At 44.6% G+C, this 23,090-nt stretch carries 19 protein-coding genes; 4 read left to right on the top strand and 15 right to left on the bottom strand.

Annotated features, from left to right (window positions below; genetic code table 11):
- Positions 1 to 19: 19 nt before the first annotated feature.
- The 9 genes from C9I99_RS01760 to C9I99_RS01720 all read right to left on the bottom strand — a co-directional run bounded on the left by C9I99_RS01760 (position 20) and on the right by C9I99_RS01720 (position 12,694).
- Entirely contained in the window at positions 20 to 451 is a 432-nt protein-coding gene (locus tag C9I99_RS01760) for a hypothetical protein (RefSeq protein ID WP_107347123.1), read from the bottom strand.
- Between the two features lie 16 nt (positions 452 to 467).
- Entirely contained in the window at positions 468 to 3,914 is a 3,447-nt protein-coding gene (locus C9I99_RS01755) for a hypothetical protein (protein ID WP_107347122.1), read from the bottom strand.
- A gap of 61 nt (positions 3,915 to 3,975) precedes the next feature.
- Positions 3,976 to 4,953 (bottom strand): ABC transporter ATP-binding protein, encoded by a 978-nt coding sequence (locus C9I99_RS01750; protein WP_107347121.1) that lies wholly within the window; start codon positions 4,951 to 4,953, stop codon positions 3,976 to 3,978.
- Positions 4,954 to 4,963: 10 nt separating this feature from the next.
- On the bottom strand, positions 4,964 to 5,920 hold the full coding sequence (locus tag C9I99_RS01745) for an ABC transporter ATP-binding protein (RefSeq protein WP_107347120.1): 957 nt from the start codon (positions 5,918 to 5,920) through the stop codon (positions 4,964 to 4,966).
- Positions 5,917 to 6,897: an ABC transporter permease gene (locus C9I99_RS01740; protein ID WP_107347119.1), complete on the bottom strand. Its 981-nt coding sequence runs from the start codon at positions 6,895 to 6,897 to the stop codon at positions 5,917 to 5,919. Before C9I99_RS01740 ends, C9I99_RS01745 begins: the two co-directional genes overlap by 4 nt.
- A 9-nt stretch (positions 6,898 to 6,906) precedes the next feature.
- Positions 6,907 to 7,881 (bottom strand): ABC transporter permease, encoded by a 975-nt coding sequence (locus tag C9I99_RS01735; RefSeq protein WP_107347118.1) that lies wholly within the window; start codon positions 7,879 to 7,881, stop codon positions 6,907 to 6,909.
- 54 nt (positions 7,882 to 7,935) lie between these two features.
- Positions 7,936 to 9,573, bottom strand: coding sequence for an ABC transporter substrate-binding protein (locus tag C9I99_RS01730; RefSeq protein ID WP_107347117.1), 1,638 nt, complete (start codon positions 9,571 to 9,573; stop codon positions 7,936 to 7,938).
- Between the two features lie 434 nt (positions 9,574 to 10,007).
- On the bottom strand, positions 10,008 to 10,187 hold the full coding sequence (locus tag C9I99_RS01725) for a hypothetical protein (RefSeq protein ID WP_107347116.1): 180 nt from the start codon (positions 10,185 to 10,187) through the stop codon (positions 10,008 to 10,010).
- A 158-nt stretch (positions 10,188 to 10,345) separates the two neighbouring features.
- Positions 10,346 to 12,694, bottom strand: coding sequence for a glycosyl hydrolase family 18 protein (locus C9I99_RS01720; RefSeq protein ID WP_107347115.1), 2,349 nt, complete (start codon positions 12,692 to 12,694; stop codon positions 10,346 to 10,348).
- Positions 12,695 to 13,092: 398 nt separating this feature from the next.
- Here C9I99_RS01720 and C9I99_RS01715 point away from each other — a divergent pair, with 398 nt between their 5' ends.
- From C9I99_RS01715 to C9I99_RS01705, 3 genes are all read left to right on the top strand, one after another.
- Positions 13,093 to 13,995 carry a chemotaxis protein gene (locus C9I99_RS01715; protein WP_107347114.1) on the top strand — a complete coding sequence of 301 codons (903 nt, stop codon included), beginning with the start codon at positions 13,093 to 13,095 and terminating at the stop codon, positions 13,993 to 13,995.
- A gap of 212 nt (positions 13,996 to 14,207) precedes the next feature.
- Positions 14,208 to 15,689 (top strand): FMN-binding glutamate synthase family protein, encoded by a 1,482-nt coding sequence (locus tag C9I99_RS01710; protein ID WP_107347113.1) that lies wholly within the window; start codon positions 14,208 to 14,210, stop codon positions 15,687 to 15,689.
- Between the two features lie 257 nt (positions 15,690 to 15,946).
- Complete coding sequence (locus C9I99_RS01705; protein WP_107347112.1) at positions 15,947 to 16,255, top strand: hypothetical protein; 309 nt, start codon at positions 15,947 to 15,949, stop codon at positions 16,253 to 16,255.
- 72 nt (positions 16,256 to 16,327) lie between these two features.
- Here the strand turns inward: C9I99_RS01705 and C9I99_RS01700 are convergent, their stop codons facing one another.
- A complete protein-coding gene (locus C9I99_RS01700; RefSeq protein ID WP_107347111.1) occupies positions 16,328 to 18,679 on the bottom strand; it encodes a response regulator in 2,352 nt (783 codons plus the stop codon).
- 79 nt (positions 18,680 to 18,758) lie between these two features.
- Here C9I99_RS01700 and C9I99_RS01695 point away from each other — a divergent pair, with 79 nt between their 5' ends.
- Positions 18,759 to 19,520, top strand: a complete 762-nt coding sequence (locus C9I99_RS01695) for a substrate-binding periplasmic protein (RefSeq protein ID WP_107347110.1) — start codon at positions 18,759 to 18,761, stop codon at positions 19,518 to 19,520.
- Positions 19,521 to 19,602: 82 nt separating this feature from the next.
- Here the strand turns inward: C9I99_RS01695 and ribA are convergent, their stop codons facing one another.
- The 5 genes from ribA to hdfR all read right to left on the bottom strand — a co-directional run bounded on the left by ribA (position 19,603) and on the right by hdfR (position 23,077).
- Positions 19,603 to 20,655 (bottom strand): GTP cyclohydrolase II, encoded by a 1,053-nt coding sequence (gene ribA / locus C9I99_RS01690; RefSeq protein WP_107347109.1) that lies wholly within the window; start codon positions 20,653 to 20,655, stop codon positions 19,603 to 19,605.
- 361 nt (positions 20,656 to 21,016) lie between these two features.
- Positions 21,017 to 21,199 (bottom strand): restriction endonuclease subunit S domain-containing protein, encoded by a 183-nt coding sequence (locus C9I99_RS01685; RefSeq protein WP_107347108.1) that lies wholly within the window; start codon positions 21,197 to 21,199, stop codon positions 21,017 to 21,019.
- A gap of 84 nt (positions 21,200 to 21,283) precedes the next feature.
- On the bottom strand, positions 21,284 to 21,607 hold the full coding sequence (locus tag C9I99_RS01680) for a DUF6916 family protein (RefSeq protein WP_107347107.1): 324 nt from the start codon (positions 21,605 to 21,607) through the stop codon (positions 21,284 to 21,286).
- Between the two features lie 110 nt (positions 21,608 to 21,717).
- Positions 21,718 to 21,876, bottom strand: coding sequence for a hypothetical protein (locus C9I99_RS27115; protein ID WP_166645347.1), 159 nt, complete (start codon positions 21,874 to 21,876; stop codon positions 21,718 to 21,720).
- Between the two features lie 340 nt (positions 21,877 to 22,216).
- On the bottom strand, positions 22,217 to 23,077 hold the full coding sequence (gene hdfR / locus C9I99_RS01675; protein ID WP_107347106.1) for an HTH-type transcriptional regulator HdfR: 861 nt from the start codon (positions 23,075 to 23,077) through the stop codon (positions 22,217 to 22,219).
- Positions 23,078 to 23,090 lie beyond the last annotated feature (13 nt).

The raw sequence follows: 23,090 nt of genomic DNA, 5'->3' as shown, positions 1-23,090 counted from the left end.
TAAGAACAACGGTAAACAACTAGCCCCATGAACCTGATGCTAATTGCCCGAGCTTGTTACGGACGGTGTCATCAATCATAATTTTCGGTGAATTACGATCACAGGTATCGCTATTTTCAATAATCAACACCTGGCCATCTTCACTGAGCGTATGGGTATGGTATACGCCCCGCTTAATGTTGTAGGCCTTATTCGGCACCATATCCCAGCTAAAAATATCAATAATATTATTGTCTTCATCGGTCTCAGCACAGAAAAGAATGCATTTCCCCGCGAGCAGAACAAAGACTTCATCTGTTTCGGTATGGCATTGAAAATTATCTATCTGGTCTGTCTCTAGCTCATCAATATAATTCAGTATGGCCACTCGCCATGATTGATAGTCAATCAATGGCGAATAACCTTCCGCGTTATATTCAGATACCTCAAGTAATTGTTTGTTGGTAGTCACATACTCTCCCGAGCTCTCAGCCCATTAACATGGTGGCCGGAATAGACACGGTGATCACTTTCACTTCACCAGTGCGGGCAAACAGATGGCGGCTGATATCCATATCCAATGACACCCCTGGCAACTGAATACAATCGTTATTATTCAGTACAACCTCTACACCCGCCTTTTCTTCCACAACTCTATAAACCACCGGAATTTGGCAGTAGGTAAAGGCCAATGAGCCTTTCGGCAGTAACATTGTCTGATTTTCACCATCAATATTGATGAAATCAAATCGGCTATCCGCTTTGAGGAATTCGACGTTTCTCAACAAGGAAGGCTTGAAATGAATGAGACCTTCTTCGATGCATACCCCTAGCTCCCCAAAACGAGTTAGGATCTCTTCTTTCACCTGACCAGTCATACCCGGTTGCTGGGCACCGGCATGTTTCGGTGTATGCGAATAAGGATCGGTCGGGAAGGCACCATAGTTCTCAGGCGTTTTATTAAAGCCGATTCCAGAACGCACTTTATAATAATACTCTGCCAACTTCTGGGTCGCATTTGAATTAGGCTCTTTTTGCCAAGAAGCGAAATAGTTTTCCTGAACGGCAAGCAGCAGTTTCGATACCATATGCCAATAGATACAACCTAGCCCTTCATAGCCAAACATGGTACCTGAGCGACCAGTAAAGGCTTGGTGATTGAACACCTCTTCATAGCAATCAACGACATCTTTGATGGTGTCATGCTCAATGTCTTTATAGTCGCTTTTGATAGTATCCAGCGCAGCCAGCAAGAAGCCTGCATTTTCAAAATCTGCATTAAAGTGGTAGCTACCATCAGCATCTGGTTCAACCAAGCGGTGGTCGCTATTGTGAACCATTTTCTTGAGCAGCCCATTAGCATTAATTCGCGAAGCTGAAACCTTATTTTTATTCATAAAACAGGTTAATTCACGGTCCGGGTACAGCATGAAGCTTTGCTGGTCTTCACGGAACATTTCACTCGCGTAAAGGTTATCGAGCAGCGCCACCGCCTGTTCAGGGCTGAGTACGCCTGAGCTAAGTACCGCCACCTGTCCTTCCAGCATTGGATAAAGCTCTTCAACACTGGCACTTTCTGACGAGTAACTGATGATATTATAAGCGTTATACAAGCCATCTTGGCGTCGGTTGGCTGCAATACCCTCATCAATAACATCTAGACTGACATCAAGCAGCTGCAGGATAAGCTGACCGTCGACTTTTGTTTTACCGGAGAAACCGTTATTTTCATAAACCGTGGTGCGATAATCACTCGCTGCACCAGCAAGCTTGCTCAGCAAGGCTTTCCGTGTCTGCCGGGTGATGCTCTTGCGTTTAAGCTCGGTTTTCGCTTCTGCTAGAATCTGTGATGTGGCAATGATCCAGTCAACCAGCTCCGAAGACAGCTCAACCGCCTTCAGGTTATCTCTTAGCAATTCTTGCATGAAGGTAACGTAGCGGCGCATATAGTACAGCGTCACCATAGACAACCCGTTACCGACAATGGCATTGTTGGCATCGTTCCATTCTGGACGTTGGGTATTGAGCCAAACCCCACCGTCAACAACCAGGTTACCCAGTTTCGCCAGTAGCGGTACCATCATTTTTTCAGTCAGGTTAACCAGGTATACATCACCGTCATGGTTCAACAGCAATCGGCCGTCACTGCCCAACTCTTCAACCTTCCCATTAATCAAGTCATGCAGATCTTGATTAAAATCAACGGTATTTTTAGGGTCGTTAAACAACGCTTCTGCAGCTTTAATCTCATAAGGCACGTTGGCATAGCTGAAAATATCACGGCTAAGTAGCGAGCTCAGTTCCTGCGGCTGGTACTTCTTCGAGAGTTCGAGGAATTTAAGTAAATAGATGATCTGATGATCACCCCAATAGCCGATATTGCTCCATGGATCTTCAGGCTCCAGTACTTCCCAGTCGACACCCTCTTTAGTAATTCGATAAGGGTTATAGCCGTCGGCGGTCGATGCATTGACAAACTTGGCAATAAACGACTTGATGAAATTCGGATAGCTAACCGCAAGTGCTTCCCAGTTTTGGAAAATATCACGCCAGTTACCCTGGTATGACAGCAATCGCTCACCATTCTTATCTTTAACTTTGATCTCGAAATGATTCCACGGACGACTCGGATCACCATGGCGGCGACCAAACGTCAATGGAAGATATTCGTAGCACAGGCGTACAAGCTGGTTATCATTTTGCTTTTCCGCCAGGCCGAGCAACTCGTTATAGCCGATACGCTCTGGCAAGTGGGCCAGAAAAGCGCTGTTGCGAGTCGCAACCGCAACGCTCGAGTGGGTCAATGTTTTCACAAAGTCTTGCGTATCAACCCAGTAGTTATCAACCACTACACCGCCACGCATATTGTTAAACAGTACATTGGCGTAGTGGTGAACCGTTGTCTCTTCTTCTGCTGTTTTCTGCCAGGCGTCGCTGCCAGACATCAGCATCAAAAGCTCCTTGTGGTTCTCTCTGACCGAGCGAGAGATGTCACTCTCGACCGCACTCTCTGTTATCAAACTCTGATTCAATTCGACCACATCAGTGTGAGTCTTATCAATATCCGCAATGATCTGCCAAGTATCTTGTTCACCAGCGGCAAGATCACATTGTTTGCAAACAAAATACGCCCCGCGCAAACCGCGACGCAGTGTTTCGGTTTCCACTTTCCCCCCACGACGGAAGGCGCCGAGTTGCTCACTTGACAACAAGATTGACTCACAGTCATCAGCAATGCTGAACACGGTGGTTGCACGCAGTGACTCAGCCGGTTCGGCACGGTCACTTAACTTGGCGTACATGCTATAGGTCGCTAAAACTGAATCTGACAGTAGCTCATTCCATTTATAGGCATCCACAAGTGCGCTGCGATCCTGCATTGCTGATAAAGGCGCACCAGACGGTAGAATATTTTGGATTCCGTCAACGATCTCCACCTGTGCACTGTACGAGGAATGATTTGTTAGCGTTGATGTCCGAACAAAGCCATATTTATCACTGGTACTCCACTGGTACTTGAAAGTCAGAGATAAATCTTCGTTCACCTCTTCAAAAACAATCTTATCGCCAGCCGCATTTTTATAGATATTGCGCTGAGTTTGGTAGAAACCATCATGGTGAGTATTGAAGGGTTCCCATAGCATTGCACCCTCTTCAGTCGTTACCCTAACAAGGGTTTTGCTGCCTGTATTCTCGGCGCTCTCATGAATGTAATCGACCGACTTATATGGGAATAGTGCATTCTCTGGCTTTATCCGGCCAGCAGTCAGGCTTCCCGTTGAGGAGATAAATAACCAATGGTTACTAGCCGACACCACACTGATAAAAAACGGAGCCATACGATCAACATTTTCAATAAGATAGTATTTTTCACCATCAAGAGTGACAAACTTGCCGGTAATTTCGTTTGATTGCTTTTTAATTTTACTTTCCATAACTCTAACCAGAACTTTTGAAAGCGCTTTCTTAATGCGCAAAATTTTTTAACTGATCAAATCAGATGTGGTGACACCGGATAAAATGATCATCTGCTAGCTGTGTAACTGAGGGCAGAGCCTCTAGGCATCGCTCAGTGGCCTTAGGGCAGCGCGCTGAAAACGGACAACCTTGGCTGTCAGGTTTCCATAATGGGATTTCTCCCTTCTTTGCACTTAGCTCACGACGCCCTGCTCTTCCAGCCTCAGGGACAGCAGATAGAAGCAACTGGGTATAGGGGTGCTGTGGGGTTTGAGTCACTTTATCGCTGTTACCCCACTCAACCATATGGCCGACGTACATCACCGCTGTTTTTTCAGCAAAATAGCGCGCAGTGGCAATATCATGAGTGATGTACATGAAAGAGATACCGTGCTTGTCTTTCAAGTCCGCCATCAGATTCAAGATCCCAAGTCGTACCGATACGTCGAGCATTGAAATTGGCTCGTCGGCCAAAATGACTTCTGGTGAAACGGCAATTGCACGGGCAATTGCAACACGCTGACGCTGGCCACCACTAAGCTGGTGAGGATACTTTTCTGATGTTTCGACTGCCGGATTTAGCCCGACCATTTCCAACAATTCATAGACCAGCTTCTCGACATCTTGTTTGCCAACTCGGTTATGAATCAACAACGGCCTAGCTATGTGATGGTAGATATTGTGAACAGGGTTAAGAGAACCAAACGGGTCCTGGAAAATCATCTGTACTTGTCGGGCATATTCCAGGCTACCGTGCTCTTTAGTGTATTCATGCAGCGGCTTGCCCTTGAAGGAAATATCGCCACCGGTCTTATCGTAAATACGGGTCAGAATCCTAGCGCCAGTACTCTTGCCCGAACCAGACTCACCAACAATGGCCAGAGCCTCGCCTTTACAAAGGTCAAATGACACATCATTGACGGCACGCATATACTGGTTTTTGCCGCTTCCAATCGGAAAGTCTTTAACCAAGTTTCGTACAGAGAGGACAACTTCTTTATTCTCTAACGTTTCCATTTTTTATCCCTTAAATCCGATGACAAGCGGCGTAGTGCTGATCATTTAGCTTAAGCAATTGAGGTTCATGCTGTTTACACGCGGCATTGCACTGGCTACAGCGATCCTGAAAATTACATCCCTGTGGAATCCGAAGCAAATCAACAGGATTGCCTGGAATACCGTATAGCCTTTCTTTAGGCCCATGAATTGTCGGGAATGAGGCAATCAAACCTTGTGTGTACGGGTGGGACGGCTTACCAAAAACGGTGGCTGCGTCGCCAATCTCAATCAGATTACCGGCATACATCACACCAATACGGTCTGCTATTTCACCCATCAAGCTTAGATCGTGGCTGATAAATAAAATCGAGAAGCCAAATTTCGTTTTTAAATCATATAACTCATTTAGGATTTCACGCTCAACGACAACGTCCAGCGCGGTCGTCGGCTCATCCATGATGATCAGCTTAGGCTCTAACGCCAGCGCGACAGCAATAACCACCCGCTGCCTCATCCCCCCGCTCAACTGATGGGGGAAGCTGCTCATCCTATCGCCATGAATACCAACAACACCCAACAATTCAACGGCTTTCTGATAAGCTTCTTCGTATCTCACATTTTTATGCGCAAGGATTACATCAACCAGTTGCTCACCAATTGTTATGACTGGATTCAACGAGTTCATTGCACTCTGAAATACCACAGAGACATCTTTCCAGCGGAAATTGCGCAGCTCTTTATCCGACATTTTCAGAACATCACGATCCTTGTACAGGATCTCACCTTCGGAGATGAGCGCAGGAGCTTTGTGCAAACGTGAAATCGCAAAGGCCAGCGTACTCTTACCGCACCCAGATTCGCCTGCAATGCCCAGCGTTTCACCAGGGGCTATACTCAAGCTAACATTGTTAACAGCTCGAGCAACTCCATTTGGAGAAACATAATCGACACAAAGATTATTAATTTCTAGCAGCGCATCTTTCATAATAGACCTCGGCGTTGATCGGCTTCTCTTTTCAGTTTCTTCCACAACTTCATATGTGGGCCAGTCTTCAGTTTCGGGTTACTTACCTGATCAATAGACATATTAATTAGTGCTAAAGACCCCCCGGTAATTGCCAGTGCCGTTGCAGGAACAATCATTTCCCACCACGCTCCTGTATATAGCGACGATGATGTCTGTGCCCAGTAAAGCATTGATCCCCAGCTCACTTCCGTCGCATCACCTAAGCCAAGAATACCCAGTCCAGCTTCCGACCCCATGGCGTAAATCACCGTTCCGAGGAAACCACCAAAAACAATCGAGATCAGGTTTGGCAGAATCTCAACAAGAATGATCCGAATCTTAGACTCCCCCATCACCTCAGCTGAAATAATGTATTCCTTGTTCCTGATTGCCATCGTTTGCGAACGTATCACCCTTGCCCCCCAAGGCCAGGAGGTAACGCCGAGTAATATCGTGATAACCATGGACCCGACCTGCCCCAGAAAAGCGGCCAAGACTATCAACAGTGGTAACTGCGGGAATACCAAAAAGACGTTGGTAACAAAGTTAAGCCATTCATCAACTTTTCCGCCCATATACCCTGAAGTTACCCCCACGGCCACCGCCAGAGTCATCGCAATAATACCGGCAGACAAAGCAACAGCCAGCGACTTTCGTGCGCCATGTAACACTTGGCTGTAGACATCACGCCCGCTACGAGTCGTACCAAGGACATGTTCGGCATTGGGTGCGACATGCGGTCTCGCTACACGCTTATTCGGATCATGACTGGCCAGTACCGGTGCCATCAGTGCGCCAATTAGCACAATCGAAATCAGCAGGCTACCTATAATTGCAGGCGGATTACCGTGAAAGAACGCGTGTAGCGTCGAGAGTATTTCTTTGCTTTTTTTGACAAATTTATTCGGTTTTTGAACCTGCATACTATTGTCGTAAGATTCTATTAACTTACTCATATTCAAACCTTATTTAGAAATCCGAGGATCTAACCAGACGTAAAGAAGGTCTGCTACGAAGTTGGCCGTAAGTACTGCGGTAACAAGAATCAGCAGAATTGCCTGGATCAATGGGTAGTCTCGAGCAACAATACCCTTGAGAAGAATATTACCCAGCCCCTGATAGTTAAAAACGACCTCGGTCATAATTGAGCCTGCAAAGGAGAAACCAATCGCCATCGCAATTGCGGTTGCTACCGGTAAAATGGCATTCCTTCCTGCATAGCGGTACATAACACGCAAACTGCTTAAGCCCTTTGCTTCAGCCATGGTGACATAATCTTCACCAAGAACATTAATCATCGCATTACGCATATTGAAGACCCAGGTCGAAATACCAACGACAATCATCGAGCCCATTGGCAATACTGCGTGCTTTGCAACGCTTCCAATAAACGCTAAGTTAAAGCCAGGATCTAAAGACGGATCATAGGTATAGGCGAGCGGAAGCACTTCCAGCTTCAAGCCAAAGAAATAAAACAGTAATAATGCAGTTACGATGTAAGGAAAATTACTGATAAATGCCAATGTCGGCGGTACGATTTGACCAAACAAACCTTCTCGACGATAAGAGGCATAGGTTCCGATAGAAACACCGATTATCAGCGCCACAATCAAGGACCCTAGTGCCAGAAAAATGGTCCACGGCAAAGCGTTACTAATTACCTCAGTTACGCTTACGGGAAACATCAATACCGAGGGACCCAAGTCCAGAGTGAAAACACTTTGTATGTAGGCAATATATTGCTCAAATACAGAGCCATCGACGAAGCCGTACATTTCGCGTACCGCATCCATCTGGGCCGGATCCATGCGACCTTGAGCTGCCGCAAATAAAGCATCGACAGGATCGCCAGGCATTAGCCTAGGAAGAAGAAAATTAAAAGAAATTGCTATGATAAAAGCAACAAAATAAAAACCGAGTCTGCGTAAGATAAAGCTCATAATAAACCCCGATGTTTAAAGAGCCATAAATGGCCCTTTAAACTATTTATACAATTACTTAAGATGAAGATTATTAAGGATTAGCACTCGCTTACCACCATCGTACCAAACAGGCTGAACATACGGATTCTCTTTGCTAGGCCAACCTGCAATTTTCGAGCTGTTATACTGGAACCAAGTTGGGTTTGAGAACAGCGGAATAAACGGCAGATTCTCAGCAGTAAACTCCTGAAGTTCATCAAGTATTTCTTTCTGCTGTTTCGGTTCATTGGTTTTACCGAAACTATCGATCAAGCTATCAATTTCTGGCGAATTAACCCCATGTCCGGCATGCCATGTTTTACCAATACGTGACGTTGAGAAATACTCTTGGTAAGCCAAGATTGGGTTTGTCGCAACCATTGACCAGTTAATCGACATTTTATATTCGCTGTCTTTCAAAGACTTGTCATAAACAGCCCAGTCGACTGTTTTCACATTCGCTTTAATGCCAATTTCTTCGTAGTACTCTGTTACCATCTGGACGACTTGGATCCAATCAGTCCAGCCATTGACAACCTCGATATCAAATTCGATAGTCTTGCCATCAGGCATGTCTCGGAAGCCATCACCATTCAAGTCTTTATAACCAGCAGAATCCAGTAACTGTTTGGCTTTTTCCGGGTTGTATTGAGTAAGCTCTTTATATTTAGCGTTAACGTCTTTGCTAATATGCGTGCTATAAAGTTCACCGATGCCACCGGCATTAAAGTTCGGTGTCGGATAGCCGTAGGCTGCAATGTCAACAATCGCCTCACGATCCAGTGCGACGGACAGAGCCTTACGCACCTTGAGGTTATCAAATGGCTTTTCTTTTGTGTTTACATAAAGATGGATAGCATCGTTGGCAGGGTACCAATAGTGGTTATTGCTTGGATCGGCGGCAACAAACGTATTATCGATGTCGGCAATAAAGTTTGAGCCCCATTCAATTTCACCCTTCATTAATGCCGGTTGAATCTGTGAATTATCGTTATAAGAACGGTAAGTCAAACAATCGAGATATGGACGATTCTCAAGATAGTAATGCGGGTTACGACAAAGCTCCATTTGCTGAGACTTCAGATACTTAACAGTGGTCATCGGGCCACTACCAATAGGGTCAGGGTTAGTAAATGTTGTCAGGTCTTCAACCTTGCTCCACACTTTCTCCGGTACCACGTGATAAGCAGGAAGTGACCAAATAAAGGTCGAATCTGCTTCAGTTAGCTCAAACACAACTGTTGCTGTATCTTTGGCTGTTACGCTGACCAAGTTACCGCTACTCCAAATTCCTTTTTGGTCAAATGCGGCAGCATCTTTGGTCATATTGAAACTAAATGCCACGTCTTTCGCTGTAAGTGGAGAACCATCCGACCACGTTAATCCATCACGCAGTTTGACGAAGATGCTCTTCAAATCGTCAGAATACTCAACAGACTCAGCCAGTCGGTACTCGGTCTTACCGGTCATGTTATTGAAAACCAACAGCGGCTCAAACATCACACCATGAAGCAGGTCTTTCGTCGTATATGGGTTAAAGTTCTCAACAAACCCCGTACCAATAATTGGTACAGTCAATGTACCACCTTGCTTGATTTCATCAGCTACAACACCATTTGCAGTTAACATCAAGCCGCATACTAAGGAAGCCAATACCTTTTTGCTATGCATCACATAATCCTTCACATTTGGAATAATCACAAAAAGAAAGCGCTTTCTTTCACCTTTAACAGCAAAATCTCGGGACATTCTTATAAAAAACACTTCGATAACCTTCCCGAGAAAGCGCTTTCTTGATGGTGATATTATTCCAGCTGAACATATCAAACAACCGAATAAAGTTGAAAGCTATACTCTCGTCACACTTAAAATCATGATGGAAATTAACGTGCAAGAACATTTTAGTGACTGCCATCACCAAAAAACCGTAACAATACTCACTATACAACAAATTTACGGGAGCCTTACAAGGCCGCACAACCAATTCATGTTCAAATGAAACCGCTTGCAAAAAATCACTCATAGGCGGTAATGACCGTAAGGCAAGTCGAGCATAAAGAAAGCCAGCTCTTGGGAGCTGGCTTTTGCTTGTTATTCGGTCTGTCTTATTTTGAAGGGTACTCGCCCGCTTTATCTTTGTCTGAGCCACCCGTTACTTTCCAGTGTTCACTAGGGTCATATGCTTCATCACAGATATCTAATGAGAAACCCATATCCACGATTTCTTTCAATGTGAGATTATCGGCAAGCTTTGCAACGTCACCTGACTTATTACGTAATTCCATATCCATCTACCTTTTAACAAACGCCCTTTCACCACCTTAAATATAGTGGTCATGCGGTCACTTGTCCTGCTAGTAAGGAAAAGGCCCGCAAATTGCGGGCCTGAATATTGTATTCCGACATTAACTAACCTGCTAATCAACCGGTTAGGTGATAGGCATTACATCAGCTGCCAAGGACCACCAGCCTTACCCGGCTGATCACCCTTATTCCACCACTTCGCTTTGTATGCCTGAGCATTGAATGTTACTTGATCGCCAGACAAATAGACTTTGCTTGCTCCCCATTCACCGACGCTCCCATCATCAAAGGCCTCCCAAACAGAACTGCTACCCGGCTCTTCACCTTTGGTCCACCATTTCGCGGTATATTTAACACCGTTGAACATTACTGTATCACCACCGTTGTAAACCTTGTTTGGATCCCACGTCGTTTGACCGCCGGTAGAGTCCGCTTGTACCGTCACAGCAATCATTGCGCTTTCGCGGGCAATCCCATCTGAAACAGTAACCGTCACATCAACAACGGTATCGACTGTGACAATTGGAGCATTAAACGTAATGTCTGCGCCTGTTGGCGTGGTCACAACGGTACCTTCACTCGCAGTAAAAGTCAGCAGATCACCATCAGCATCATCCGCTTGGACACTGATCACTACACTTTGACCACTGTTCACAGTCGCTTTAGCTGGTGCTGTCAATACTGGTGGCGTGTTACCTACAATACCACTGCCTTTAACGTGAATGACAACAGAGCCTGTCGCGGCCTTACGCCCATCAGATACTTTCACCGTAACCGTATCTTGTATGTCAGTCGCAGTATTAGGGGCTTGATAAGTCACAGTCGCGGTGCCATCACCGTTATCAGCCACTGTAGCATTGGTCACGGTGAAGCTCAGTGGATCGTTCTCTGCATCTGTTGCAGACACAGAAAAGCTAACCACAGTACCAGCATCCACATTCTGCACGGCCGGTACAGTCAAGGCTGGTGCGGTGTTTACAATACCATTACCAGAAAATACCTTGTCGATGGCTTCAGCCAACGGTGAACTGAGATTAGTACATTGCTTAAGCTTGGAACCATAGTTAACAAAGGATCCCTCACATTTGATATCGCCATGAACCTGCCAAACAATAACGCCGCCAAGTTGGTTATCGACAATATACTGGGCTTTTCTCTCGATAGACGGTACATCATCATAGCTGAGGAAATACTTGCCCTTCACAGCATAAGGCACTTCTGCATTAGCATCCCACATGTGTTCCCAGCCTGCGGTCTGCATAATGTAATTGTAGTTTGGCTGCCCTTCGAACTCTTTCCAGTTGTCTAAGTCAACAGCTGATTCTGTCGGCCCGTCAACACTGAAGTTCACCGTACGCTTGTCTGTTGGTGCCCCGACATATGCGGTGGTTTCAGTGGTTTGAACACCACGGCCATAGAATGCCGCACCAAAATTGATTTTCTCAGACGGGATCCCTTTAGCAGCCATCCATACACGAAGATGATCAAGATCTAAATCCTGATACTCCTCTTCCGGGTATGGGTACAGCGGTGCATTGTGCCCAGCAACATTGGACCACCCACCATTGAGGTCGTAAGTCATCATGTTGAAGTAATCCATTGATGCAACCAAGCGTGGCCAATTATAGCCTTCTAGTTTGCCTGTAGAGGCTGAAAAGGCCGCGGTGAGCAACTTGTTAGGACCAATACGATCACGGATATCTTCCATTAATTGTTCAAAGTTGCCGTAATCTTCGGGATTCCCCTGGAAGTTCATTCCGCCGGTACCTGGGTATTCCCAGTCAATGTCGATACCATCAAAACCCAATGCCATCAATTTGTCGACATCAGCCAAGAAACGGGCTTTTTTCACCGGATCTGCTGCCATTTCAGGGAAGTGCTTGGACATACTCCAGCCCCCCAGTGACGCCATCACTTTTACCCCGTTCTGATGGGCAAGATCAATCAGCCCTGGTGCCCCTCCTGCTTTTTTGAGTGGGATCGGCATTTGTCCAGAGACGCCACTTGGCGCATGAAGCCAGCCATTACCTGATTTAACAAAACCTTGCTCTTGCACTTTACGCAGAGCATCCTGCTCCCATGCTTCATTGCCGGGGAACTGATGGATATACTCTAATTCGCCCCACAATATATGGAAGTCCCAACTCGAGTAAACGTCCGGGTGGAGTAATGGGCCTGGCTCTTGAACCGCATTGGGCTGGTAGATTTTTTTATTACGCAGGTCACCACTATGGAGTGAACCATCCTTGGCAACCCCAAAGAAGGAGAAGTTCAAAATAGAATAAATATCCATATTGACGTTCAAGTGTGTGGCTTCACCTTTCACACTGAACCCAGCATTCGTCCCTTTCCATGCTTCCCACTGAGTAATATACCCAATAACATTCTTGTCATGGGTTGGAGCGGCCTGAACACTTGAGGCTGTGCCCGCCATTAGCATGGCTGCCATAGCGCATGCCAACTTACTCATGTGTAATCCCTTTTGCATTTTTGTTCTCCACGTAATGGTTAATGACAGTTAACATTGAAAGCACATTTTTTTTGCTTTCAAAAAAGTTCCATTAAGTGTTAGCTAGGTTTTCATGAACCGTGAAAGCGAAATGGTACCTTTAATAGCGTTTTTAATGTCATTTCAAATCAATATGAAATCGCCATGCAAAATAACGACAAAAGCACGAAGGCCGTTCAAAATTCAACCACCACAAAAGCCATCAAGTGATATAAATGTATGTTATGGCGAATTAAAGTGGCTAAAGATCAAAATCCGGTCATTTATCTACCACCACCTGTTCCATCCTCACAATTAACCGCTAAGATGTATGCATTCCACATTGCTTGAGGCATCGCACAGTAGCGTGATCAATAAATTTCAAAAGGGATTGGCCAATGATTAAAGCTGCAACAAATCAATCTCAGGGTATGCTGTTATTTAAATTGACTCATCAGCAGTCTTTTGCCATCGGAACACTCAAAGTAAAAGAAATTGTTCCCTACACTCCGTTAACCGCTATCCCTCATTCGCACCCGACAGTATTGGGTGCTGCAACCTTACGTGGCGACACCCTCCCTGTTATTGATATGGCTAAAGCCGTAGGCTATCCGCCACTCTCTAGAGATGAACTCAAAAACAGCTATATCATCATTACCGACTGCCGCCGAATGCTAGTCGGCTTTCTTGTGCGAGGCATCGACCGTATTACCGAGTGTAACTGGCACAATATTGATGCGCCGCCAAGCGCTCTGGGCAAGAATGTATTCGTCACTGGTGTAACCAACGTTGATAATAAATTGGTTCAACTGCTGGACGTTGAGCTTCTTCTGTCGAAGGTGTTTCCGGATAACCCTAGCAGCCTACAGCCAGTATTGACCGACATGGAACGTGAGATATTAAGGCCACTTAAAATTCTGCTGGTTGATGACTCCGCCGTTGCAAGACGCCAGTTATCACAAGCCCTTGACAGTATTTCTATCCCTTACTTCATTGCGACTAATGGTCACGATGCACTTGAAATGCTCAAGCATGCCGCTGGAGCTGGGACGCCATTTGACATTCTGGTCAGTGATATTGAAATGCCAGGGCTTGATGGGTATGAGCTTGCTTTTGAGGTACAAAACACAACCGAGCTTTCGCATGCGTATATTATTTTGCATACCTCGCTTTCTAGCGAGATCAGTGTATCGCAAGCGCACCAGGTCGGCGCGCATGAAGCACTGACGAAGTTTGAGGCCAACGAGCTGATCCATGCCATGTTACGTGGTGCACAGAAAAATAATGTAACGACGGCATAAACGCCAGACCACTGACTTCTTGAGCTATACACTTCCTAATAAAGCCAAGCAACTCACACTTGGCTTTTTTCATGGCCTTTTCTCCCCCCCTCTATCAATACTATTTAGACAAAAGATGAAATTATTCGTACCCAACACGTTCTTTATTCCTGATTAAACTAATCTAATATCCATCAACTGAGTTTAGAGCGAGTGTTTATCTTGGAGGCCGTATGAGCGACTCGTTAATCTTTGGTATTAACCTACTATCAGGGGTATTCATCATCTGTGTCGGGTTAGGTGTATTAGCGGTGATATACATGTACATATCCGACATTCGCCAACACAAACAAGCTATCCGTCATAACTACCCTGTGATTGGCCGCTTTCGCTACTTATTCGAAAAACAAGGTGAGTTTTTCCGCCAGTATTTTTTCGCCATGGATCGCGAAGAAATGCCCTTTAACCGCGCAGAGAGAAGCTGGGTCTATAAAGCCGCTAAGAATGTTGATCGTACTTTGGCTTTCGGTTCAACCCGAAGCCTTGAGCCAACAGGTACCATCATGTTTATGAACTGTGCCTTTCCAACACTGGAAGAAGATGCCGTTGCGCCCGCCCCTATTACTATCGGTCTCAACTGCCGTACTCCCTATACCACAACGTCTATTTTTAATATATCTGGGATGAGCTATGGCGCGATATCCAAACCTGCAGTCCAAGCCTTGTCACACGGCGCTAAAATAGCCGGGTGCTGGGTGAACACAGGGGAAGGAGGCTTGAGTCCTTATCACTTAGAGGGCGGGGCCGATATTGTATTCCAGATAGGTACAGCCAAATACGGCGTGAGGAACGCAGAAGGTCACCTCAGCAAAGAGAAGCTTGAAGAAGTCGCAGCCCATCCTGAAGTCAAAATGTTTGAAATCAAAATGAGCCAAGGTGCTAAGCCAGGCAAAGGTGGGATACTACCTGGCGGCAAAGTAACAGCCGATATTGCAAAAATTCGTGGTATTCCCGAAGGGGAAGACTCAATCAGCCCTAACGGACATATCGATATCCGCTCAGTAGGGGATTTACTCGATATGATTAATTTCATCCGACAGACCACCGGTAAACCCGTTGGGTTCAAGGCGGTTATTGGCTCTATAAGCTGGTTTGACGAGCTATTGGACGAAATTGAGCGCCGGGGAAAAGACAGTGGACCAGATTTTATCACCATTGATAGTGCAGATGGCGGTACGGGGGCGGCTCCCCAGCCACTTATCGATTATGTCGGTCTACCGCTCAAAGAAAGCCTGCCACTGGTTGTTGCCCGGCTAGAAAAACATCAGCTAAACGACCACATAAAAGTCATCGCTTCTGGAAAACTGATCACACCATCAAAAGTAGCATGGGCCATCGCACTCGGTGCTGACTTTGTCGTTTCAGCCAGGGGACATATGTTCGCACTTGGTTGTATCCAGGCGCTGCAGTGTAACAAAAACACTTGCCCCACCGGAATCACCACACACAACAACCGTTTACAACAAGGACTCAATGTCAAAGACAAAACTCTGCGAGTCGCCAATTACAATAAATATATTCATTACGGCTTAGGGGTGATCGCCCATTCCTGTGGTGTCACCAATGCCAGATTGCTGAATAAGTCACATATCCGAGTAGTAACAGAAAACGGTTTATCCGTCGCACTGGATAAGCTCTATGAAAATCATCAATGATCGCTTGACCATGATAACCACTCAGCAAGCCAAATAAAAAACAATCTATTCAACAAAACCAATGGTCAAAAACACGGCAAAAAAAAATTTCCCCTAGAAAACCAAGCAAAATGAACGGCGTTTTAATATACTTTTAGCACCCAGCGCCTTTGAACGTATTCAAGGGCGCATTTTCTACTGTTTTTACCTTGTTCTGACATTTCCTGACTGAAGCCATGTCAAAGTAACCCCACTGACTGACAACTTATTATTGAATCATGATTTCGCGCACTCTCGCAGCTATTGCATTACTGACAGCATCCTCATTTTCTTACGCTTCCCCTGAGCTGCTTGCCCCTGTTGAAGTCCATAACATACAACTTAACGCGGTAGAAACATTCACTATCGATGGTGATATCAATGACAGCCTACAGTTACTGGTAAATAACTCACTAAAAAATAAAAACAGCGATTTCTACGTTATTGATGAAATATCAGAAGACACCGTCAACAACACCCTGACGATTGTGATTACCCTCTATGACCAACACCTCTCGCTGCTTTCTGAGGATTGGTCTCTAAGCTAGAGACAACATATCGGTGATCAAAAACAGCGTCACAAACGGCGCTGTTTTCAATCACTCATGCTCCCCTCTCTATCAGGACACTGGCAGCGGTGCATGTTGCTCAAGCTTATGCTTCAAAATCTTCAAAGACACAGGTTTTGACACAAAGTCATTCATACCCGCGGCAAAACATTTATCTTTTTCTTCTTTCACGACATTGGCGGTGAGAGCAACAATCGGTGTGAATCCTCCGGTTTGTTTCTCTATTTCACGGATCTGGCGAGTCGCTTCAAAGCCATCCATGACTGGCATCTGACAATCCATAAATATCACATCAAAACGCTTCTCTTGATAAATATCTACCGCGAGTTGGCCGTTTTCGACAACCTCAACAACCGCACCGATTTTTTCCAGCATCATCCTCGCCACTTTCTGATTGATCAGGGTATCTTCAACCACCAATACCCGTAGCGTAGGTTCACCTTGCTGTAAGGCTTCGCTCACTTCCATGCTCACTTGTTGATGATGATCACGAACAGTGTCCCCGTCTGAACATAATGGTACAGGCTCAAGAACCCTTTCCTTACCTGTGGAGTCTGGTTGTGGAGAGATTATCTTCAATATCGCCCACTTCAAATGCCCATCTTTATAGGGCCGGGTTAGGAACGATTTTATCCCTAGGGCTAGCGCTTTCTCTTCATCATTCATTTCTGGTGCAGCCGATATCATCATCAATATTGGGCATTTAGCCCCAAAGTGCTGCTGTAACTGCTTTGCTAGCTCAAAGCCATCGATCTTTGGCATACACTTATCAATGATTATCACATCGAACCCGGCCCCCTGTGCCAGTGCCTTCTCTGCCATCGGGATGGCCATAATGGGATCGAGACAACTTACCGCCTTGGCACCAAAACCTTCAAGTTGCACCGTTGTAATACGCATATTCAACATGCTGTCGTCGACAAGCAGAAAATTCAGTCCTTCAAAAATAGATCGCTCTTCTATGGGGATAATCACTTTTTCAAATGGCAAATCGATAACGAAAGAGAACGTACTGCCTTCACCGGGTTGGCTATCAATGCAGATCTCTCCTCCCATCATCTTCACCATTTCCCGACAGATCGCCAAGCCCAAACCAGTCCCCCCATATTGCCTTGTCGTACTGCCATCTGCCTGCTGGAATTTTTCGAAGATTACGTCTTGTTTTTCTTTTACAACACCAATGCCAGTATCCGTGACTGAAAATTTTATCCGGCAATGATCCGCAGCACTTTCCTCCTGCTCAATAGAAAGCGAAACCTGCCCTTTGTCTGTAAACTTAATCGCATTGCTCACTAAATTATTTAGTATTTGCCTCAACTTCGCCCCGTCCCCCGACAACATAGGGCTAATACTCTTGTCAACAGAACATCTGAAATTCAGGCCTTTTTCTGCCGCTTTAACAATAAACAGTGATTCGACCTCCTTGTTCAGTTCAAACACGTTTAGCGGTATAGATTCCAACTCCAGTTGGCCCGCCTCGATTTTTGAAAAATCAAGGATATCATTGATCAAATCAAGCAGAGACAATGAAGAAGTGTGGAGCATTCTAATGTACTCTTTTTGATCCGCTGGCATTTCCATCTCACGCATCAAGCCCGATAACCCAATGATGCCGTTCATCGGAGTACGGATTTCATGGCTCATATTGGCAAGGAACTCACTTTTCTTGAGGTTCGCCTGCTCGGCAATTTCTCTTGCCTTCTCCAACTCTTGGTAGTGGCGCCGGATGTGTTCTGCAGAAGAATTATACTGGGTGGCTAACGTCGTCATTTCATCATCAAACCACCGCTTCGTTAATTGCACCGGAAGCGGAACATTTTTCTCATCAAACTTTGTTACCGATACAGACATCTTCATCAACGGCTGAACAACCAGCCGATAGGCAATAAACCATATACAGACACAGATAAAAAATATTTGGAGGCTATGGCCAAAGAACAGCAAAAGAAACGTATCATAGAGACTCTGATAAATTGGCTGGAGATCAGATTGGACAACTAAGGTACCAAGAACAAACGCCTTCTTTCTTGTTTGATGCGACAGCTGCCACTGCCGCTCAACAACGCTCACGGTAAGAGGCTCTCCGAGTTCGAGGATAATCTGGTCACGATCAAAGATTTTGACATAAGAAATAGATGGCAGGCTCAATACACCCTCAGCCTGTGTCATCAATAACTCACGGTCTTCTACCCACAGGCTCGACGTTAGGCTGGACTGGTAACTATCTTGAATTTGAATGAACCGGTTGTCTATCTCCTTTAACTCGCCTTTATACTCCAAATACAAACTCAACGTAGTTGACAGTAATGTAAATAGGGAGCTCAACAAGATAATCAAAAACAGTAACTGCTTAGCCAAGCTCAGCTGACGACTTTTTTCCAACGGTCTTGTCACGTCCTTCATCCTTAAACTCGCATCTTCCTATTCCTCTACTAATCTAATAATAGACCTTCAAAATGGAATATTAAGGCAAGGATAAGAAATGAATAAAAAAACATTATCGTCATTAGCTTTCGCATTCGTACTCCCCGTTTATACCTCCGAAAGCAATGCTGAAACTGTCAATTATTATGTCATCGCTAAACAAGCGGAGCCTTTCCAGATTGAAAGTGGCAATAATCACAAAGGCATCGTTACCGATATTGTCAACGCCATATTCGAGCAAAGTCATTACAATATCCAGTACCACACCTACCCCTTCAACCGTATGATCACCTTACTGGAAGCAGGGGAAGAGACGAATTGGATTACCTATGGTAGCCCTAATTGGGGGGGCGTTCAGGCCAAAAACCTCTCTGATTTCCCCATATACAATGTTCAACATGTATTAGTCAGTAGCAACGCCAGCCCCTTTAATTTCAACACAATGCAAGATTTAGAAGATAAAGTCGTGGTCTTACTGCACGGCTTTGACTACCCGGAACTTATGCCCTATATCACAGCAGGGACTATCGACGAACTCAGGGTTAAAGACTATAGTGCAGCCTTTCGCGTGATAAATAAAATCCCCGGCGATACGGCTTTTGTAGAAATGAAATCACGTATTAAGTACAACTTAAAAAAACAAGATCAAGATAAAGACAAATATATTATGCAGCCTTTTAATGCGGTTATTCCTGACTACCCTATACATCTTGCCTTTGATCCAAAAATGGATCCTGAACTACAGAAATTTATTAACAAGAGGCTAAAAACATTAAAATCAACAGGAAAAATGGATAGCATTGTTGATAAATACTTTTAACCTATTCATGAATTAAAAGCGCCAACAAATTAAAGCCATCTTCTTTAAGATGGCTTTTTCACTCATTTATTTTCAAATTACATTATTCAATAAATGTATTATCGAATATATGCCCTAACTTACTGGCTTTAGTTTTCAAGTAGCCATGATTATGCGGGTTATTTCCCTCTTGTAAGGGAACACGCTTCGATATATGTATCCCCGCTTTCTCCAATGCTTTAACCTTCTTCGGGTTGTTTGTCATTAACTTGACCGATTCAATATTTAAAAAGCTCAACATTCCCTTACAGAAAGAATAATCTCTCATGTCTGCCGCAAAGCCGAGTGCTTCATTGGCCTCAACAGTATCAGCACCGTTATCTTGAAGATGATAAGCACGGATTTTATTTATTAGCCCAATTCCTCGACCTTCTTGCCTTAAATAAAAGAGAACGCCGTGACCAGCGTTGACAATATTTTCCATTGCCCTTGATAACTGGAAACCACAATCACAGCGAGCGCTGAACAAAGCATCTCCAGTCAAGCATTCCGAGTGCAAACGGATCAGTGCTGGCTCACCACCATTCAAGTTCCCGTAAACAAGCGCCAAATGTTCTTTTCCTGTTGCATGCTCAACAAACCCATACATCCGGAAAGTCCCCCACTGGGTAGGAAGCTTTGCACTATCAACAAAATGCACGTAGTTGAAAGGCTCTTGCTGAGCGAAGTAATCCCTCACTTCCATAAGAATTTTACCCAGTTCATTTTGCCCTTTACCATCACCACCATCTCCCCAGTAGCTGTCTTTATGGGAGTGCTCTGTCAATAGTTTGTCACCCGTACTGACCAGTAAATGGGTAAAATGTGTATTCTGGCGAAATTTTTCAAAAACAATATAACGCATCACGGAATGGCGAACATCCATCCAGTCTGATTTTACCAAATGGTCATATTTACGGCTTAATTGAAACGCCTCGTCTGGAGTTGAAGCATTTAGTATTTTTTGTTGAACAGAGTGGTCGGTAAACTTCTGAGCTTGATAATAATGTTCACTGGTTGGCCAAATGACCTCACTCAACTGAATAGGGCTGTCAGCAAAATTAGATAAATAACCGTAATCTTCATTGGGCTCATAGAACTGGATTTCTTCAATCATTCATTTCACTCCAAATATATGAACAATTACAACATTGAATACAACGCTGTCTCTTTTTTCATACAATAAGTATAGTAAAATCATGAGATCTATAACAAAAAAATTAAATAATTTTAGTGGTTGTTTATTATCATTAAATTAAAACCATTTTAATTTAATGAGTTATAGTTAAACACGCGTTTTCATTATGGCGTCAACAACCACAAAATAATTATAAAGTGTCAGTCACCACGCTGTTCAAATAGTCAGAAGGAGAAAATCAGTGATGTGAAAATTAATAAAAAAAAGCACCATGAATCATCTCATGATGCTATTTCTTAACGTTAGCTAACCCAGCGACGAAGTCACTTGGTTTTCAATATTATTCGCTTTTAGACACGGTACGCTTACCGGTCATGAACTCTTCAAGCACTTCAGGTGTCAGCTCACCCGCTTCTTCTAAGCGCTTTAGCTCTTCAACAATGCGCTTTTGCTCTTCAATCGAAGGGATAGCCAATTCAGGCTCTTGTTCGATATCTTCTGGAATAGAAATATTGTCTAGCATCATTTCACTCTTGTTTTGCAGTACCTACATTCAAACTTGGAGCAGTATACATGATTTGCAACAAGAAATATTGATCAAGATACGTCAACTAGACTGGCCTATGACCAACTCCGTTTCCACCAGCACTTCATAATCATGATCATGTTTGTGTATGACATGCAATTCGACTTCGCCCAACTTCGGGTGTTTAAAGTGATAGTGGCCATCGGGAAAATGGGTACTACCATCGCCTTGAAAGGTGATAACGAAATGTTCGATGAACCGACCGAGATCATCAAAACCGTGCCGAGGCTGCTGCGTAACGTTACTAACCGTAAATTCAGCCTCGTGACCATGCTGATCAAACACTTTGACTTGCTCGCCAACCAGCTTTTGTACATTTTCCATCGACATTGGGTTTTTAGACATTGTGCTAGCCTCTTGACAGATATTCTTCTGCCTTTAAGCGTAAACCACGAACGCTAAAAACCACAAAGGGCGCTAAATAGCGCCCTTTCTCATTACATCAAATCATTGAATCAATAGCTGTCGTCATACTCCGGATAAGCGTCACGCTGGCGCGCGATACGGCGCTTTTTCTTCTTTGATGATTGGTCGAAATCTTGAAAATCACCTTCAAAATCGAACTTATTTTTTGACTTAGACCCTTTAGAGAATTTTTGATCTAACTTAGCCATGCTTGTTTCCTGAAACCATTCCAGAGTAAGTAACAAATACAGATTGATTGAACGCTGGCAACGACACATGCCAACAGCAAAATATCACTACCAAACCTTATTGAAGTGTAACTTTGGATCATGACAAAAATACTAAATACCATCGGACCGGCGACAAATAGTATCAAGGTCATCAACCCCATAATGCCATTTGTGATATACATCTATATTCTCGTATCGCTATCTCCTCCAACTTAGAGGAGATATCGAGAGAATAGGAGATCACCACAATTTATGTACAACAAGTAATTTTACTGGACACGATAAAATCTATTTATGGTCTGATCTTTTCGTTTTCCCGCTAGACACTTTCAATAACTTGATTGAACGGCACCGCCAGCATTGACTCCAGCATCTCGGCTTTTTCTGTATCTTCACGCCATACCAGATACAGTGACTGTTCCATCACTGGCGCATCTGCCACAGGAAACAGTAAACCTTCCTGCACACTGGCTGCCACAACAGGAGAAGGTAAGAAACCCACCCCCTTATTGTTGATCAAAAACTCCATGGCCATCTTGCTGGAATGGGTATGCATGATTGGCGTCTTCTGTAATTCGACAATCCGACTATGTTCAACCGAAAAACGCGTTCCCCAATCAAGATATACCAGCGGGAGCGATTTCACCTTTTCCATGGTGCAATCTTTGTCTTTGGTGACTAGCTGCAACTGATATTCGCGAACCTTGGTCACCTGTAGGTTTTCAATCTTTGGTGGCTCAGAGGTAATCGCCACGTCAATGCTATTATCCAACAGTTGCTTTGCAAGGCTTTGGCGGGGTATCGATTCCAAGCGCAACGCAAGCCCATCGACATGCTGGTAGATTCGGCTGACCCAATCTGAAATTCCGTCGAACTCCCAGAACAGTGATGAAGCCCCAACCGTTACTTGCTGATTCAGCGTCTCAGTCAGTGCCACATCCTGCCTAGCCCGTCCCCAGGTTTGCAAAATGGCCTCAGCATAAGGCTGAAGTCGCTCACCCGCGGCAGTCAGGTGTACGTTACCGCGTTGGCGAGAAAACAAGTCATTCCCCAGTTGGGTTTCGAGTTGGCGTATACGAAAGCTCACCGCAGACTGGGTTAAAAACAAGTTGTCTGCAGCACGGCCAAAATGGCGCGTTTTGGTCACTTCAAGAAAGGTTCTAAGTAGTTCTGTGTCCACTAGCGTCCTCGAC

It is taken from the genome of Photobacterium lutimaris (genome assembly GCF_003025555.1).
GTDB lineage: Bacteria > Pseudomonadota > Gammaproteobacteria > Enterobacterales > Vibrionaceae > Photobacterium > Photobacterium lutimaris.
Note: the sequence above shows the minus strand (reverse complement) of the source record. Positions and strands in the feature narration are given on the sequence as shown.

Bases quoted from the DNA above. Each gene is read 5' to 3' on its own strand.
- C9I99_RS01730 (WP_107347117.1), bottom strand. From the start codon at position 9,573: ATGCATAGCAAAAAGGTATTGGCTTCCTTAGTATGCGGCTTGATGTTA.
- C9I99_RS01720 (WP_107347115.1), bottom strand. From the start codon at position 12,694: ATGCAAAAGGGATTACACATGAGTAAGTTGGCATGCGCTATGGCAGCC.
- C9I99_RS01740 (WP_107347119.1), bottom strand. From the start codon at position 6,897: ATGAGTAAGTTAATAGAATCTTACGACAATAGTATGCAGGTTCAAAAA.
- C9I99_RS01695 (WP_107347110.1), top strand. From the start codon at position 18,759: ATGAATAAAAAAACATTATCGTCATTAGCTTTCGCATTCGTACTCCCC.
- C9I99_RS01750 (WP_107347121.1), bottom strand. From the start codon at position 4,953: ATGGAAACGTTAGAGAATAAAGAAGTTGTCCTCTCTGTACGAAACTTG.
- C9I99_RS27115 (WP_166645347.1), bottom strand. From the start codon at position 21,876: ATGGCTAAGTTAGATCAAAAATTCTCTAAAGGGTCTAAGTCAAAAAAT.
- C9I99_RS01710 (WP_107347113.1), top strand. From the start codon at position 14,208: ATGAGCGACTCGTTAATCTTTGGTATTAACCTACTATCAGGGGTATTC.
- C9I99_RS01745 (WP_107347120.1), bottom strand. From the start codon at position 5,920: ATGAAAGATGCGCTGCTAGAAATTAATAATCTTTGTGTCGATTATGTT.
- C9I99_RS01685 (WP_107347108.1), bottom strand. From the start codon at position 21,199: ATGCTAGACAATATTTCTATTCCAGAAGATATCGAACAAGAGCCTGAA.
- C9I99_RS01705 (WP_107347112.1), top strand. From the start codon at position 15,947: ATGATTTCGCGCACTCTCGCAGCTATTGCATTACTGACAGCATCCTCA.
- ribA (WP_107347109.1), bottom strand. From the start codon at position 20,655: ATGATTGAAGAAATCCAGTTCTATGAGCCCAATGAAGATTACGGTTAT.
- C9I99_RS01755 (WP_107347122.1), bottom strand. From the start codon at position 3,914: ATGGAAAGTAAAATTAAAAAGCAATCAAACGAAATTACCGGCAAGTTT.
- C9I99_RS01735 (WP_107347118.1), bottom strand. From the start codon at position 7,881: ATGAGCTTTATCTTACGCAGACTCGGTTTTTATTTTGTTGCTTTTATC.
- C9I99_RS01680 (WP_107347107.1), bottom strand. From the start codon at position 21,607: ATGTCTAAAAACCCAATGTCGATGGAAAATGTACAAAAGCTGGTTGGC.
- C9I99_RS01725 (WP_107347116.1), bottom strand. From the start codon at position 10,187: ATGGAATTACGTAATAAGTCAGGTGACGTTGCAAAGCTTGCCGATAAT.
- C9I99_RS01700 (WP_107347111.1), bottom strand. From the start codon at position 18,679: ATGAAGGACGTGACAAGACCGTTGGAAAAAAGTCGTCAGCTGAGCTTG.
- C9I99_RS01715 (WP_107347114.1), top strand. From the start codon at position 13,093: ATGATTAAAGCTGCAACAAATCAATCTCAGGGTATGCTGTTATTTAAA.